Here is a 14,044-nt window from a genome sequence, read left to right as displayed (position 1 = left end):
GGCGTGCAGATCCGGCAAAGAATCGATGCAATTTTGCCATCGTTATCATGAACAGACGGCTGTAGACCGGCGCCACGCGTCAGAATTCACTCGCAACGGTCGTCATTCACGCAATGGGGCCGTTCAACAACGGTACGAATCGTACGGCACCCAGAACATGCCGGGAGAACCCGTTCTCCTCGCGAATGATCAGCATCAATTGCTGGACCTCGCCCGAACCGACCGGTATGACCAGTCGGCCGCCAGGTGCCAGTTGATCGAGCAGCGCTTGGGGCACGTCCGTCGCCACTGCCGTCACGATGATGCCGTTGTAAGGCGCCAGTGCTGGCCAGCCCTCCCAGCCATCTCCCCAGCGAAACACCACATTGCGCAGGTTGAGCTCAACCAGACGCTCCTTGGCCCGGTCCTGCAGCACCTTGATGCGCTCGACCGAGAAAACCCGTTCCACAAGCTGCGACAACACCGCTGTCTGGTAGCCGGACCCCGTACCGATCTCCATGACCTTGTCCAGCGGACCGGCCGCCAGCAGCAGCTCGCTCATACGCGCGACCATGTAGGGCTGGGAAATCGTCTGGTTGTGGCCTATCGGCAACGCCGTGTCTTCATAAGCACGGTGTGCCAGTGCTTCGTCCACGAACAGATGCCGAGGTGTCTTGCGAATCACATCCAGGACGCGGGCGTTGGTGATGCCCTCTTCATACAAGCGTTGAATCAAGCGCTCGCGAGTACGCTGCGAGGTCATCCCGATCCCGCGACGTAACAGATCATCTTGCTCGCGTGACATCAGCGCAGACCCTCCAGCCAGGTGTTAAGGCTGCTGAAACCGTCCTGATAGGTGCGATCCAGTTGCAGCGGCGTAATCGATACATAGCCCTGCATGACGGCGTGAAAGTCAGTCCCTGCTCCGCCGTCCTCGGCATCGCCGGCCGCCGCGATCCAGTAACCGGCACGACCGCGCGGATCCACAACCTTGATGGGAGCCGCTGCGCGCGCACGATGACCCAATCGGGTCAACTGGATGCCGCGCACGTGGTCCAGAGGCAGGTTGGGGATGTTCACGTTCAGTACCGTACGCGGTGGCAGATCGAGTTGCTCATGGGCTTGCACCAGCAAACGCGCGTAATGCGCCGCCGTGGCAAGGTTATCCGGCTGGCGCGACAGAAACGAAAAGGCGAACGAGGGCCGCTGCAGAAAGCGTCCCTCGAGCGCTGCGGCCACCGTGCCTGAATACAGCACATCGTCGCCGAGGTTGGCACCCAGATTGATACCCGAGATAACCATATCCGGTTCACGCTCCAGCAGCCCGTTGAGGCCCAGATGCACGCAATCGGTCGGGGTGCCGTTCACACTGATAAAGCCATTGGCCAGCGTCTGCGGATGCAGAGGCCGGTCCAGGGTCAGCGAACTGCTGGCACCGCTCTTGTCTTGATCAGGCGCGATTACCACGCATTCAGTGTAGTCCGCCAACGCCGCATACAGCGCCGCAAGACCGGGTGCACTTACCCCGTCATCGTTTGAAATCAGAATACGCATGGGCTGTCCGTCTGCCCAACCGGCACCAGATCGACGAGCTCGCGCACCAATACGGTGGCAAAGCATCCAGGCGGAAGGACGAATTCCAGTTGCAGAATGTCAGGCTCGGGATAATGCCACGTCAGCCGCCCAATGGGCAGCCGCAGGATGCGACGTTCGTGCTCCATTCCCGCTCTGACGAGCCAGTCGCGAAGCGCCGGATGCTCCGCGGCAACGGCATTTTCCAGATCACCCGTGATGCCCATGGCTGGCGATGGGCCTGCACCCCACTGCGGGCCGGTCGGATGCAGGTCCAGAATCGCCAGACGCGGGTCGCTGCACTCATCCACGCCCGCCGGGAAAAAACTCCGGCTGTCAGTGAACGCCAGCAGATCGCCCACTTGGGCACGTTGCCAGGAGCCGTCTGCGACACGCGCAGCCAGCACCTGATTGAAAAGATAGCTGCGGGCAGTGGACAGCAAGCGCGAGCGGACTGCCCGCTGCTCGGGCAACGCCTGGCGCGACGCATAGTCGCGCGCTTCGCCCAGATTGCCGCCTTGGTAGCCGAAACGCTGGGCACCGAAGTAATTCGGGATGCCCAGGCGGGAAATCGACTCCAGGCGCTGATTCAACGCAGCCTGATCAGCGTCCAGTTGCGTGAGGCGCAAGGTGAAGCCATTGGCTGCGTGAGCACCGCGCTGCAGCTTGCGCTTGTGGCGGCGTGTCTCAAGAATCCGCAGTGTCTCGTCCTGCGCGGCGGACAGATCGGGGTCGGCCTTGCCGGGTAACTGAATGCTGAACCACTGACGCGTGAGCGCTTGCCGGTCCTTGAGCCCCGCGTAACTGACCGTACGCAGTTGCACACCCGCCGCCCGCGCCAGGCGACGAGCCGCTTCTTCGGTATTGAGCCCGCGTTTCTCAACCCACAGCCACAAATGCTCGCCATCGCCCGAGAGGGGGATATCGAGCACTTCGTCGACTTGAAAGTCTTCGGCGGTTGCCTTCAGAACAGCGCGTCCCAGTGCATCGCCGTAGGCCCGCGGCCCTAACAGTTCCAGTTCGGTCATGCGCGCAGCAACAAGGCGACGGCATGTACGGCAATGCCTTCTTCACGGCCGGTGAAGCCCAGCTTCTCGGTCGTGGTGGCCTTGACGTTGACCTGATCCAGCTCGACCTGCAGGTCTTCGGCAATCAGGGCGCGCATGGCGTCGATGTGCGGTGCCATTTTGGGCGCCTGGGCGACGATGGTGGCGTCGACGTTACCGACCTTCCAGCCCTTGCCCTGCACCTGCTTGAGCACATGGCGCAGCAGCACGCGACTGTCAGCCCCCTTGAACTGCGGATCAGTGTCCGGGAAGTGCTTGCCGATGTCGCCCAGCGCGGCAGCACCGAGCAAAGCGTCGCTCAACGCGTGCAGCAGAACGTCGCCATCAGAATGGGCCAGCAGGCCGAACCCGTGTGCAATCCGCACGCCGCCCAAGGTGATGAAGTCGCCTTCAGCGAAACGGTGCACATCATAGCCGTGGCCAATACGCATAAAAAAACGCCCTGAAAAAAGTCAGGGCGTGATTCTACCTGCTTTGGCGCGGCTTGGGTTTGTCAGCAACACCACCACTCGCCGGGCAGACCCGTCAAAGCGATCCCTGATCGAACAACGCACTGGCGTGATGACGCAAGTGGTCTTCGATGAAGCTGGCAATGAAGAAATAGCTGTGGTCATAACCAGGCTGCATTCTCAGTACCAGCGGCAGCCGGGCGGACTTGGCGGCCTGAACCAGCGCTTCAGGCTTGAGTTGAGTCACCAGGAAGTCGTCCCGATCACCTTGATCGATGAGCGTGGGCAGTTGCTCGGTGGCATCGGCCATCAACACACTGGCGTCCCACTCACGCCAACGCGAACGGTCCTCGCCCAGGTAACGGGAAAACGCTTTTTGCCCCCAAGGGCAATCCATTGGATTGCTGATGGGCGAAAACGCCGAAACCGACTTGTAGCGCCCCGGATTGCGCAAGGCACAGACCAGCGCCCCGTGCCCGCCCATCGAGTGACCGCTGATGCTGCGTGCCTGCGACGCCGGGAAATGCGCTTCGATAAGAGCAGGCAGCTCAGTGACCACATAATCGTGCATCTGATAATGGCGGGCGTAAGGCTGTTCAGTGGCATTGAGATAGAAGCCTGCTCCCAGACCGAAATCCCAGGCTCCGTCAGGATCGCCCGGCACGTCCGGGCCACGTGGACTGGTGTCCGGGGCCACGATGATGATGCCCAGTTCGGCCGCAACCCGCTGAGCCGCCGCCTTTTGCATGAAGTTCTCATCGGTGCAGGTCAGGCCAGACAACCAGTACACAACCGGCAACTTTCCGCCCTGCTCCGCCTGCGGCGGCAAATAGACCGCAAACACCATGTCGCAGCCCAGCACGTGTGAGTGATGCTTGTAACGCTTGTGCCAGCCGCCGAAGCTTTTCTGGCAGGAAATATTTTCCAGGGTCATGGTGGACTCCGAACGTCTGGCAGCAAGCCCGGTCTGGGCCTGCCGCGCGCCGCTGCTGTTTAGAAGTGGATGACGGTACGGATGCTCTTGCCTTCATGCATCAGGTCAAAGGCCTTGTTGATGTCTTCCAGACCCATGGTGTGGGTGATGAATGTATCCAGCGGTATCTCGCCGGTTTGTGCCATGTCGACGTAGCTCGGCAACTCGGTACGACCCCGCACGCCGCCGAACGCCGAACCGCGCCAGACGCGCCCGGTTACCAACTGGAAAGGACGGGTGGAGATTTCCTGACCGGCACCGGCCACGCCGATGATGACTGACTCGCCCCAGCCCTTGTGACAGCACTCGAGCGCCGCACGCATCAACTGCACATTGCCGATGCACTCGAACGAGAAGTCCACGCCGCCGTCGGTCATGTCGACGATGACCTCCTGAATCGGGCGGTCGAAATCTTTAGGGTTCACGCAATCAGTTGCGCCCAGCTGTTTGGCGATTTCGAACTTGGCCGGGTTGATATCGATGGCGATGATTCGCGAGGCCTTGGCCTTCACCGCACCGATCACAGCCGACAGGCCGATGCCGCCCAAACCGAAGATGGCAACGGTGTCGCCCGGCTTGACCTTGGCGGTGTTGAGCACGGCACCAATACCGGTGGTGACGCCACAACCCAGCAGGCAGACTTTTTCCAGCGGTGCTTTCTTGTCAATTTTCGCGACCGAGATTTCCGGCAGCACGGTGTATTCGGAGAACGTCGAAGTGCCCATGTAATGGAAAATCGGCTCGCCTTTGTAGGAAAAGCGCGATGTGCCATCCGGCATCAGACCCTTGCCCTGAGTGGAGCGGATCGACTGACACAGGTTGGTTTTGCCAGACAGACAGAATTTGCACTGACGGCATTCCGGGGTGTAGAGCGGGATCACATGATCACCCACCACGACGGAGGTCACGCCTTCCCCGACCGCTTCAACAATCGCGCCGCCTTCGTGGCCCAGGATCGACGGGAAGATGCCCTCGGGGTCGGCACCGGAGAGCGTGTAGGCGTCGGTGTGACAGACGCCGGACGCCACGACTCGCAACAGCACTTCGCCAGCCTTGGGCATGGCGACATCGACTTCCACAATTTCCAGTGGCTTCTTGGCTTCAAAGGCGACAGCAGCGCGTGACTTGATCATCAATCTTCTCCGGCGGATAAAAACAAGGTCTGGAGTGTAGTACAGTGCCATTTGATGAGTAATACGGCCAAAAGCAAAACATTAATGCTGTACAGGGATAATCGATGTACACCAGCGGCTGGGAAGGTCTCGACGAATTTGTGGCGGTGGCCGAATGCGGCCAGTTCACTGCTGCGGCGCAACGGCTTGGCGTCTCTTCTTCGCACGTCAGTCGCCAGATCGTTCGTCTGGAGGAAAGACTGCAGACCCGCTTGCTGTACCGCAGTACGCGCAAGGTGGCGCTGACGGAAGCGGGCCAGACCTTTCTGCACCATTGCCAACGCCTGCAGGACGGGCGCGAGGAAGCCTTGCGGGCCGTCGGCGACCTGACCAGCGAACCCAAGGGTTTGTTGCGCATGACCTGCGCAGTGGCTTACGGAGAACGATTCATCACGCCGCTGGTGACACGCTTCATGGACGTTTACCCGCACTTGCGAGTCGACATCGAACTGAGCAACGAGACCCTGGACCTGGTTCACGAAGGCATGGACCTGGCGATCCGCCTCGGTCGACTGCAGGACTCACGTATGGTCGCCACCCGCCTGGCACCGCGCCAGATGTACCTGTGCGCAGCCCCTTCCTACATCGCACGCTATGGCCGCCCGCACAGCCTGTCGGAATTGAGTCGCCATAACTGCCTGATCGGCGGCAGCGACACCTGGCTACTGCAACAAAACGGGCGTGAATTTTCTCAGCGCGTACAAGGCAACTGGCGCTGCAACAGTGGCCAGGCAGTGCTCGACGCTGCATTGCATGGCGTCGGTCTGTGTCAGTTACCTGACTATTACGTGCAGAAACATCTGAAGAGCGGCGCGCTTGTTTCTCTGCTGGAGCCACACCAGCCGCCCAACACCGCCGTATGGGCGCTGTACCCACAGCAAAGACTGCTGTCGCCCAAGGTTCGCAAACTGGTGGATTACCTGAAAGAAGGGCTGGCGATGCGCGAAGAGTATCGCCAGTAAGACATTCAGCGATTCAACGCCCGAAATCACTACGACGCTGACGCAACCAGTCCAGATCCTCAGGTCGAGTGACTTTGATGTTATCGGAGCGACCTTCGATCAGTCGAGGCGACTGCCCCGCCCACTCGATCGCCGAAGCCTCATCGGTGATCGTCACGTTCGACACCAGACTGTCGGCTAGCGCACGATGCAAGGCACCCAGACGAAACATCTGCGGTGTGTAAGCCTGCCAGATCAGACTGCGATCTACCGTCTCTACCACGCGGCCGGCACTGTCAGCGCGCTTGAGCGTGTCCCGCGCCGGAACGGCGAGCAGGCCACCGACCGGATCATCGGCCAGTTCGCCAAGCAGCGTGTCCAGGTCGCTGCGCGCCAGATTGGGGCGTGCTGCATCGTGCACCAGCACCCAATCGTCATCGCTGGCACCCTGCGCATGCAGATAAAGCAAGGCATTGAGCACTGACCCCGAACGCTCCTTGCCGCCGTCAACCCGTTGAATCCGCGAGTCCAGCGCACAGGGCAACGCGGGCCAGTAAGGATCGTCCACGGCAAGGCTGATCACCAACCCCTTGAGACGAGGGTGATCCAGAAAACTTAACAGGCTGTGTTCGAGAATGGTGAGGCCGCCCAGTTGCAGGTACTGCTTGGGACGGTCTGCTGCCATGCGGGCACCGACGCCCGCTGCAGGTATCACCGCCCAGAAGGCAGGGAGAAAGTCTTTCATGACACCTACTTTTTATTATTGCGCAAGCTGGTAGAGGGTTTCGCCGTCCTTGACCATGCCCAGTTCATGACGGGCACGCTCTTCGACCGTCTCAAGCCCTTTCTTCAGTTCCATGACTTCTGCATCGAGCACGCGATTGCGCTCCAGAAGGACCTGGTTTTCGGCATGCTGATCCGCGATCTGCTGGTTCAGGCTGGCCACTTGCGCCAGGCTGCCATTACCCACCCACAGGCGATACTGCAAACCGGCAAGCAACAAGAGCAGGATAAGGAACAACCAGTTAGGACTGCGCATTGAAATATCAGGTACCCAGTAAAAAGACGGCAGAGCCAACACGATAAACAAATGACTGAGGGCATTGAGCCTGACGAAAGCCAGGCTCAATCACTCCAGGTTACAGCGGAGCGTCAGCATTAACGCTGCGGACCAGGCCGGATGAACCGACTTTCCCGCAACGCCCTGCGTCTTTTAACATCTATGGCTCAACCGCGAAACTCGGCACGACCGTTATAGACTGCCTTGGAGCCCAATTGCTCTTCGATGCGCAGCAGTTGGTTGTACTTGGATACACGGTCGGAACGGCACAGAGAGCCGGTCTTGATCTGCCCGGCAGACGTGCCCACGGCCAGGTCGGCGATGGTCGAATCTTCGGTTTCACCGGAACGGTGAGAGATCACGGCGGTGTAACCGGCAGCCTTGGCCATTTGAATGGCTTCCAGCGTTTCGGTCAGGGTGCCGATCTGGTTGAACTTGATCAGGATCGAGTTGGCGATCTTCTTGTCGATGCCTTCTTTCAGGATCTTGGTGTTGGTCACGAACAGGTCGTCGCCCACCAACTGGATCTTGTCGCCGATCTTGTCGGTGAGGATTTTCCAGCCAGCCCAGTCGGACTCGTCCAGGCCATCTTCGATGGAGATGATCGGGTGCTTGCTGACCAGATCGGCCAGGTAGTCAGCGAAACCGGCAGAGTCGTACTCGCCCTCTTCGCTGAGCTTGTACTTGCCGTCCTTATAGAACTCGCTTGCCGCACAGTCCAGGGCCAGGGTCACGTCGGTGCCCAACGTGTAACCCGCGTTGGAAACGGCCTCGGCGATGGCGCTAAGTGCTTCTTCGTTGGACGCAAGGTTGGGCGCGAAACCACCTTCATCGCCCACAGCGGTGTTCAAGCCACGCGCTTTGAGTACGGCCTTGAGGTGATGGAAAATCTCGGTGCCCCAGCGCAGGCCTTCAGCGAAGGTCTTGGCGCCCACAGGCTGAACCATGAATTCCTGAATATCGATGTTGTTATCGGCGTGCTCGCCACCGTTGATGATGTTCATCATCGGAACCGGCATCGAGTACACACCTGGCGTACCGTTCAGGTTGGCGATGTGTGCGTAGAGCGGCAGATCCTGATCCTGCGCAGCTGCCTTGGCGGCCGCCAGGGAAACGGCGAGGATCGCGTTGGCGCCCAGGCTTGCCTTGTTCTCGGTCGCGTCCAGCGCGATCATTGCGTGGTCCAGTGCCTTCTGGTCTACAGGATCCTTGCCCAGCAGCAGGTCACGAATCGGACCATTGATGTTGGCGACTGCCTTCAGAACGCCCTTGCCCATGTAACGGCTCTTGTCGCCATCACGCAGCTCCAGCGCTTCGCGCGAGCCGGTTGAAGCACCGGACGGCGCGCAAGCGCTGCCAATGATGCCGTTATCGAGGAGCACATCTGCTTCCACGGTGGGATTGCCACGGGAGTCGAGAACTTCACGACCTTTGATGTCGACGATTTTTGCCATTGTTGTAAACACTCCAAGATTGACGAAAACGACGCAGCTGGAAAACGATGTTCGCAATCAGGCACAGAAAACGGCAGGCCCGAATGCGACAACCCCGTCACGAATGACGGGGAACGGCACTTTACCGGAGAACCCTGTTCAAGCGGTCTCTAGGATCGGAAAACTTTTGACAAGTTCATCCAGCGACTTGAGTTGGGCCAGGAACGGCTCCAGCTTGTCCAGACGCAACGCGCAAGGACCATCGCATTTGGCATTGTCAGGATCCGGATGGGCTTCCAGAAACAGCCCGGCCAGATTCTGGCTTAATCCGGCCTTGGCCAGATCCAGCACCTGGGCGCGGCGACCACCGGCCGAATCTGCGCGGCCACCCGGCATCTGCAGGGCATGGGTCACATCGAAGAACACCGGGTATTCGAACTGCTTCATGATCCCGAAGCCGAGCATGTCCACCACCAGGTTGTTGTAACCGAAGCTGGAACCACGCTCACAGAGAATCAGCTGATCGTTACCAGCTTCCTCGCACTTGGTCAGGATGTGTTTCATTTCCTGAGGCGCGAGAAACTGGGCCTTCTTGATGTTGATGACCGCACCGGTCTTCGCCATCGCGACCACCAGATCAGTCTGGCGGGACAAAAAGGCAGGCAACTGGATGATGTCGCACACTTCGGCCACGACAGCGGCCTGATGCGGCTCATGCACATCGGTGATCAGCGGCACGTTGAAGGTGCGCTTGATCTCTTCGAAAATGCGCATGCCCTCTTCCAGACCCGGCCCACGATAGGAGGTGACCGAAGAGCGGTTGGCCTTGTCGAAACTGGCCTTGAACACGTAAGGGATGCCGAGCTTTTCGGTAACCCGAACGTATTCTTCACAGACCTGCATGGCCATGTCGCGGGATTCGAGCACATTCATGCCGCCAAACAGAACCATTGGCTTGTCGTTGGCGATCTCGATGGAACCTACGCGGATGATTTTCTGAGCCATGTGCTGATATCCCTGTCAGGCGTTCTTTTGACGTTGAGCCAGTGCGGCTTTGACGAAACCGCTGAACAGCGGATGGCCGTCACGTGGCGTCGAGGTGAACTCCGGGTGGAACTGGCAGGCGACGAACCATGGATGATCCGGTGCTTCGACCACTTCAACCAGTGCGCCGTCGCCGGAACGACCGGAAATCTTCAGGCCCGCTTCGACCAGTTGTGGCAGCAGGTTGTTGTTCACTTCATAACGATGACGATGACGCTCGACGATCACATCGTTCTTGTAGCAGTCGTGAACCAGCGAGCCCGACTCCAGTTGGCATTCCTGTGCGCCAAGACGCATGGTGCCACCCAGGTCGGAGCTTTCGGTGCGGGTTTCCACAGCGCCGGTCGCATCTTCCCACTCGGTGATCAGACCGACGACAGCATGGGCGCTGGTGCGGTCGAATTCGGTGGAGTTGGCGTCCTTCCAGCCCAGCACGTTACGTGCGAACTCGATAACTGCCACTTGCATGCCCAGGCAGATACCCAGGTACGGAACCTTGTTTTCGCGGGCGAACTGAACCGCCGTGATCTTGCCTTCGACACCGCGCAGACCGAAACCGCCTGGAACCAGAATTGCGTCCACGCCTTCGAGCAGACCAGTGCCCTGGTTCTCGATGTCTTCAGAATCGATATAGCGCAGATTGACCTTGGTGCGGTTGGTGATACCGGCATGGCTCATGGCTTCGATCAACGACTTGTAGGCGTCGAGCAGCTCCATGTACTTGCCGACCATCGCGATGGTGACTTCGTGTTCAGGGTTGAGCTTGGCATCGACAACCTTGTCCCATTCGGACAGGTCGGCACCGCCGCATTGCAGACCGAAACGCTCGACGACGAAATCGTCCAGACCCTGCGAATGCAGGATGCCAGGGATCTTGTAGATGGTGTCGGCGTCTTCCAGCGCAATGACCGCACGCTCTTCAACGTTGGTGAACTGGGCGATCTTGCGACGCGACGAGGTGTCGATCGGATGATCGGAGCGGCAGACCAGGACGTCAGGCTGCAGGCCGATGGAGCGCAGTTCCTTGACCGAGTGCTGAGTGGGCTTGGTCTTGGTTTCGCCCGCTGTCGCGATGTAAGGCACCAGCGTCAGGTGCATGAGCATCGCGCGGCGTGCGCCGACTTCGAAACGCAGCTGGCGGATGGCTTCCAGGAACGGTTGCGACTCGATGTCGCCGACCGTGCCGCCGATCTCGACCAGTGCCACGTCGGCATCGCCTGCACCCTTGATGATGCGGCGTTTGATCTCGTCAGTGATGTGCGGAATGACCTGAATGGTCGCACCCAGATAATCACCACGGCGCTCTTTGCGCAGGACGTGTTCGTACACACGGCCAGTGGTGAAGTTGTTGTTCTGGGTCATGGTGGTGCGGATAAACCGCTCGTAGTGACCAAGGTCCAGGTCGGTTTCAGCGCCGTCGTGGGTGACGAACACCTCACCGTGCTGGAACGGGCTCATGGTGCCTGGGTCCACGTTGATGTAGGGATCCAGTTTGAGCATGGTGACTTTAAGCCCCCGCGCCTCCAGGATGGCCGCCAATGAAGCCGAGGCAATGCCTTTCCCCAATGAAGAAACAACACCGCCCGTGACGAAGATGTAGCGCGTCATGAAAAACCCTAGAAGTCTGCGTTAAAGCGGTCAGAGCCGCCGGGGAAAGCGAAGGAAGGCCGAAGCCCCCGATTACCGACAAAATTCACGGTGCACTCCCGAAACTGCTGCGTTGAAACCGACTGGCCATAAGCCTGCCTATTGCGCGCCACATTTTAAGAATCGCCCAGTAAACACTGGTTGGTAACCGGCAACTTGTGTTGTTTCAAAAGAACCAACAGAAGCTGTATCAAGAAGGGAGCGTAGTCTACCTGAAAGGGCCTTTCAGCTCAAACTTTGGTCGCTGGCCGGTGCCGTCCACTGTAAACGCCAGCTTCCATTGGGCGCCGCGTCCAGTCCAGGCAGGCCGGCCACTGCCAGCAACTGATCATCACCGTACAGCAGCGGCAATCTGCCGCGGACGAAGGACGGCACGTGCTGCTCATTGAGCAGACGCTTGAGATCGCGATGCCCACGCCCCGCCACCTGCAGGATCTCAGAGCCCTGACGATAACGCACCTCAACCGGTGCCGAAGGCGCGTCGCCCTGCAGGGTGAGCTGGCCGTTGCCGGGCAGATGCAATGGCTGACAGGGATCAGGCCAGGCACTTATACCTTCGCAACGCTGCAGCCAGGGCCCGGACAACCACCAGATATGCCCTTGCGTGCGATGCAACTCGCCGTCAGCCAGTCGCCAGACCGGCTGTGCGCCCTCCCCCGCATCCCGCAAGGTCGCCCACCCGGCCCAGTGATCGGTATCAGGCAAAAGGGTCAGTGGGGCGAGCCAGTGACGCAGCGCGTTGCGTTGCCGAGTCGCGGACAACCCTGCGAGAGGCCCGAGGGCCAGCACGGGAAGGCCGAGCCAGGCAAACGGTGTGGTGGCCTGCGCATCCGCCAGATCCTGTTCCGCCAGCTCGCCCAGCAGTTGCTGGGCTTCTCCAAGATGACGGGCCGTGCGCGCCATGCTGGAAACAGCCTGCGGCCATCTGGATGTCAGCAAAGGCATTATCTGTGCGCGCAGGAAATTCCGTGAAAACCGCACGTCGTCATTGCTGGGGTCTTCGATCCAGTTCAAGCCGTGCTCGCGGGCATAGCCTTCAAGCTCGCTGCGTGAACAGTCAAGCAGTGGCCTGACCAGATGCCCCCGTCCCAACGTACGATACCCGGGCATTGCAGCAAGCCCTCGAACGCCTGCGCCACGTAACAGACGAAACAGCAGTGTTTCAGCCTGATCGTCGCGATGCTGCGCCGTCAGCAACACTTGCGCCTCGCCAAGCTGCCTGCAGAAGGCTGCATAACGTGCCTCACGGGCCGCCCGCTCGATGCTGGCGCCCGACTCCACCTTCACACTGATCATCTGGAACGGCACACCAAACGCCTGACAGACCTGCAGACAATGCCGCGGCCAGTCATCGGCAACCACCTGCAAACCGTGATGAACATGAATGGCTTTCAACTCGGGCAGAGGCTCGCGCCTGGCGAGTTCAGTCAGGAGATGCAGCAGAACAGTGGAATCGAGGCCGCCGGAGAACCCGACCTGCCAAACGGGCGCATCGCGCCAGGGCATCAGCGCCTGAAGAACCCTGGAGGGAAGATCATCACCGCTGTGTCTGGAGTTGGTCATTGCCAAGTTCACTCGTGCCAGGCAGCACGCAACCAACGGAGCGCACGGTAACGCGAAGAGTTATGCCTTTGCCATAGCGCCAGTGTGCAACGGTCGTGAGGGAGCGCCGTGCCGGAAACACAGCGCCCTCTCTCGCATTGCCTTACAGGCCGTAGCTCATCAGACGATCGTAACGACGGGCCAGCAGCGCGTCGTTGTCGAACTTCTTGAGCATTGCCAACTGGCTGCTCAGCTCTTCACGAATCGAAGCAGAGGCCGCCACCGGGTCACGGTGCGCGCCACCCAGCGGCTCGTTGATGACCTTGTCCACGATACCCAGGCCCTTCAAACGCTCGGCAGTGATACCCATGGCCTCGGCAGCATCCGGCGCCTTCTCGGCCGTCTTCCACAAAATCGAAGCGCAGCCTTCCGGCGAAATGACCGCATAGGTCGAATACTGCAGCATGTTCAGCTGGTCACACACGCCGATGGCCAGTGCCCCGCCCGAACCGCCTTCACCAATCACAGTGGCGATGATAGGCGTCTTCAGGCGCGCCATGACACGCAGGTTCCAGGCAATTGCTTCACTCTGGTTGCGCTCTTCAGCGTCGATACCAGGATAGGCGCCAGGCGTGTCGATGAAGGTCAGGATCGGCATCTTGAAGCGCTCGGCCATTTCCATCAGGCGGCAGGCCTTGCGATAGCCTTCAGGGCGCGGCATGCCAAAGTTGCGGCGTACCTTTTCGCGGACTTCACGGCCCTTCTGGTGACCGATCACCATCACCGGCTGGCCTTCCAGACGGGCTACGCCGCCGACAATGGCCGCATCATCGGAAAAGTGACGGTCGCCGTGCAACTCATCGAACTCGGTGAAGATGTTTTCGATGTAGTCCAGGGTGTACGGACGACGCGGATGACGCGCCATGCGCGCGATCTGCCAGCTGGTCAGGTTGCCGAAGATACTTTCAGTGAGCGTTTTGCTCTTGTCTTGCAGCCGGGAGATCTCGTCGCCGATGTTCAGCGAGTTGTCATTACCCACCAAGCGCAGTTCTTCGATTTTGGCCTGCAAGTCAGCGATAGGCTGTTCGAAATCAAGAAAATTCGGGTTCATAGGCATCCGTCTTGGGTAGACGGCCAAGAGGCCGGCCGGTTGATCCGTCTGCGC

14 protein-coding genes are annotated in these 14,044 nt (G+C 59.8%); 1 reads left to right on the top strand and 13 read right to left on the bottom strand.

Annotated features, from left to right (window positions below; all coding sequences use genetic code 11):
- Positions 1-106: 106 nt before the first annotated feature.
- The 6 genes from BUB69_RS07585 to BUB69_RS07560 form a co-directional block, all read right to left on the bottom strand.
- Positions 107-742: a protein-L-isoaspartate(D-aspartate) O-methyltransferase gene (locus BUB69_RS07585; protein ID WP_175561665.1), complete on the bottom strand. Its 636-nt coding sequence runs from the start codon at positions 740-742 to the stop codon at positions 107-109.
- Positions 743-783: 41 nt separating this feature from the next.
- Positions 784-1,533, bottom strand: coding sequence for a 5'/3'-nucleotidase SurE (gene surE / locus BUB69_RS07580; protein ID WP_073164064.1), 750 nt, complete (start codon positions 1,531-1,533; stop codon positions 784-786).
- Positions 1,521-2,579: a tRNA pseudouridine(13) synthase TruD gene (gene truD / locus BUB69_RS07575; protein WP_073164061.1), complete on the bottom strand. Its 1,059-nt coding sequence runs from the start codon at positions 2,577-2,579 to the stop codon at positions 1,521-1,523. The genes surE and truD overlap by 13 nt, the downstream gene beginning before the upstream one ends.
- On the bottom strand, positions 2,576-3,049 hold the full coding sequence (gene ispF, locus BUB69_RS07570; protein ID WP_024686194.1) for a 2-C-methyl-D-erythritol 2,4-cyclodiphosphate synthase: 474 nt from the start codon (positions 3,047-3,049) through the stop codon (positions 2,576-2,578). Before ispF ends, truD begins: the two co-directional genes overlap by 4 nt.
- Before the next feature lie 94 nt (positions 3,050-3,143).
- Entirely contained in the window at positions 3,144-4,001 is an 858-nt protein-coding gene (fghA, locus tag BUB69_RS07565) for an S-formylglutathione hydrolase (protein ID WP_073164058.1), read from the bottom strand.
- Between the two features lie 59 nt (positions 4,002-4,060).
- Positions 4,061-5,173 (bottom strand): S-(hydroxymethyl)glutathione dehydrogenase/class III alcohol dehydrogenase, encoded by a 1,113-nt coding sequence (locus tag BUB69_RS07560; RefSeq protein ID WP_073164055.1) that lies wholly within the window; start codon positions 5,171-5,173, stop codon positions 4,061-4,063.
- A gap of 104 nt (positions 5,174-5,277) precedes the next feature.
- Between BUB69_RS07560 and BUB69_RS07555 the strand changes: the two genes are divergently transcribed.
- Complete coding sequence (locus BUB69_RS07555; RefSeq protein WP_073164052.1) at positions 5,278-6,174, top strand: LysR family transcriptional regulator; 897 nt, start codon at positions 5,278-5,280, stop codon at positions 6,172-6,174.
- 13 nt (positions 6,175-6,187) lie between these two features.
- Here BUB69_RS07555 and ispD read toward each other — a convergent pair whose 3' ends face one another.
- The 7 genes from ispD to BUB69_RS07520 form a co-directional block, all read right to left on the bottom strand.
- The gene (gene ispD / locus BUB69_RS07550; protein WP_073164049.1) at positions 6,188-6,898 is read right to left on the bottom strand and encodes a 2-C-methyl-D-erythritol 4-phosphate cytidylyltransferase; all 711 of its coding nucleotides are present in this window, start codon (positions 6,896-6,898) and stop codon (positions 6,188-6,190) included.
- A 15-nt stretch (positions 6,899-6,913) separates the two neighbouring features.
- A complete protein-coding gene (gene ftsB / locus BUB69_RS07545) occupies positions 6,914-7,192 on the bottom strand; it encodes a cell division protein FtsB (protein ID WP_004879054.1) in 279 nt (92 codons plus the stop codon).
- A 188-nt stretch (positions 7,193-7,380) separates the two neighbouring features.
- The gene (eno, locus tag BUB69_RS07540) at positions 7,381-8,667 is read right to left on the bottom strand and encodes a phosphopyruvate hydratase (RefSeq protein ID WP_024686189.1); all 1,287 of its coding nucleotides are present in this window, start codon (positions 8,665-8,667) and stop codon (positions 7,381-7,383) included.
- 138 nt (positions 8,668-8,805) lie between these two features.
- Positions 8,806-9,651, bottom strand: a complete 846-nt coding sequence (gene kdsA, locus BUB69_RS07535) for a 3-deoxy-8-phosphooctulonate synthase (protein ID WP_073164046.1) — start codon at positions 9,649-9,651, stop codon at positions 8,806-8,808.
- A 15-nt stretch (positions 9,652-9,666) separates the two neighbouring features.
- Entirely contained in the window at positions 9,667-11,298 is a 1,632-nt protein-coding gene (locus BUB69_RS07530) for a CTP synthase (protein ID WP_024686187.1), read from the bottom strand.
- Between the two features lie 264 nt (positions 11,299-11,562).
- Positions 11,563-12,900 (bottom strand): tRNA lysidine(34) synthetase TilS, encoded by a 1,338-nt coding sequence (gene tilS / locus BUB69_RS07525; protein ID WP_073164043.1) that lies wholly within the window; start codon positions 12,898-12,900, stop codon positions 11,563-11,565.
- Between the two features lie 142 nt (positions 12,901-13,042).
- The gene (locus tag BUB69_RS07520) at positions 13,043-13,990 is read right to left on the bottom strand and encodes an acetyl-CoA carboxylase carboxyltransferase subunit alpha (RefSeq protein ID WP_073164040.1); all 948 of its coding nucleotides are present in this window, start codon (positions 13,988-13,990) and stop codon (positions 13,043-13,045) included.
- Positions 13,991-14,044: the final 54 nt, after the last annotated feature.

The organism is Pseudomonas asturiensis, from assembly GCF_900143095.1.
Classification (GTDB): Bacteria; Pseudomonadota; Gammaproteobacteria; order Pseudomonadales; family Pseudomonadaceae; genus Aquipseudomonas; species Aquipseudomonas asturiensis.
This window is presented reverse-complemented; position numbering and strand designations above follow the sequence as displayed.

Bases quoted from the DNA above. Each gene is read 5' to 3' on its own strand.
- BUB69_RS07530 (WP_024686187.1), bottom strand. From the start codon at position 11,298: ATGACGCGCTACATCTTCGTCACGGGCGGTGTTGTTTCTTCATTGGGG.
- ispD (WP_073164049.1), bottom strand. From the start codon at position 6,898: ATGAAAGACTTTCTCCCTGCCTTCTGGGCGGTGATACCTGCAGCGGGC.
- ispF (WP_024686194.1), bottom strand. From the start codon at position 3,049: ATGCGTATTGGCCACGGCTATGATGTGCACCGTTTCGCTGAAGGCGAC.
- eno (WP_024686189.1), bottom strand. From the start codon at position 8,667: ATGGCAAAAATCGTCGACATCAAAGGTCGTGAAGTTCTCGACTCCCGT.
- BUB69_RS07555 (WP_073164052.1), top strand. From the start codon at position 5,278: ATGTACACCAGCGGCTGGGAAGGTCTCGACGAATTTGTGGCGGTGGCC.
- surE (WP_073164064.1), bottom strand. From the start codon at position 1,533: ATGCGTATTCTGATTTCAAACGATGACGGGGTAAGTGCACCCGGTCTT.
- BUB69_RS07520 (WP_073164040.1), bottom strand. From the start codon at position 13,990: ATGAACCCGAATTTTCTTGATTTCGAACAGCCTATCGCTGACTTGCAG.
- ftsB (WP_004879054.1), bottom strand. From the start codon at position 7,192: ATGCGCAGTCCTAACTGGTTGTTCCTTATCCTGCTCTTGTTGCTTGCC.
- BUB69_RS07585 (WP_175561665.1), bottom strand. From the start codon at position 742: ATGACCTCGCAGCGTACTCGCGAGCGCTTGATTCAACGCTTGTATGAA.
- BUB69_RS07560 (WP_073164055.1), bottom strand. From the start codon at position 5,173: ATGATCAAGTCACGCGCTGCTGTCGCCTTTGAAGCCAAGAAGCCACTG.
- fghA (WP_073164058.1), bottom strand. From the start codon at position 4,001: ATGACCCTGGAAAATATTTCCTGCCAGAAAAGCTTCGGCGGCTGGCAC.
- tilS (WP_073164043.1), bottom strand. From the start codon at position 12,900: ATGACCAACTCCAGACACAGCGGTGATGATCTTCCCTCCAGGGTTCTT.
- kdsA (WP_073164046.1), bottom strand. From the start codon at position 9,651: ATGGCTCAGAAAATCATCCGCGTAGGTTCCATCGAGATCGCCAACGAC.
- truD (WP_073164061.1), bottom strand. From the start codon at position 2,579: ATGACCGAACTGGAACTGTTAGGGCCGCGGGCCTACGGCGATGCACTG.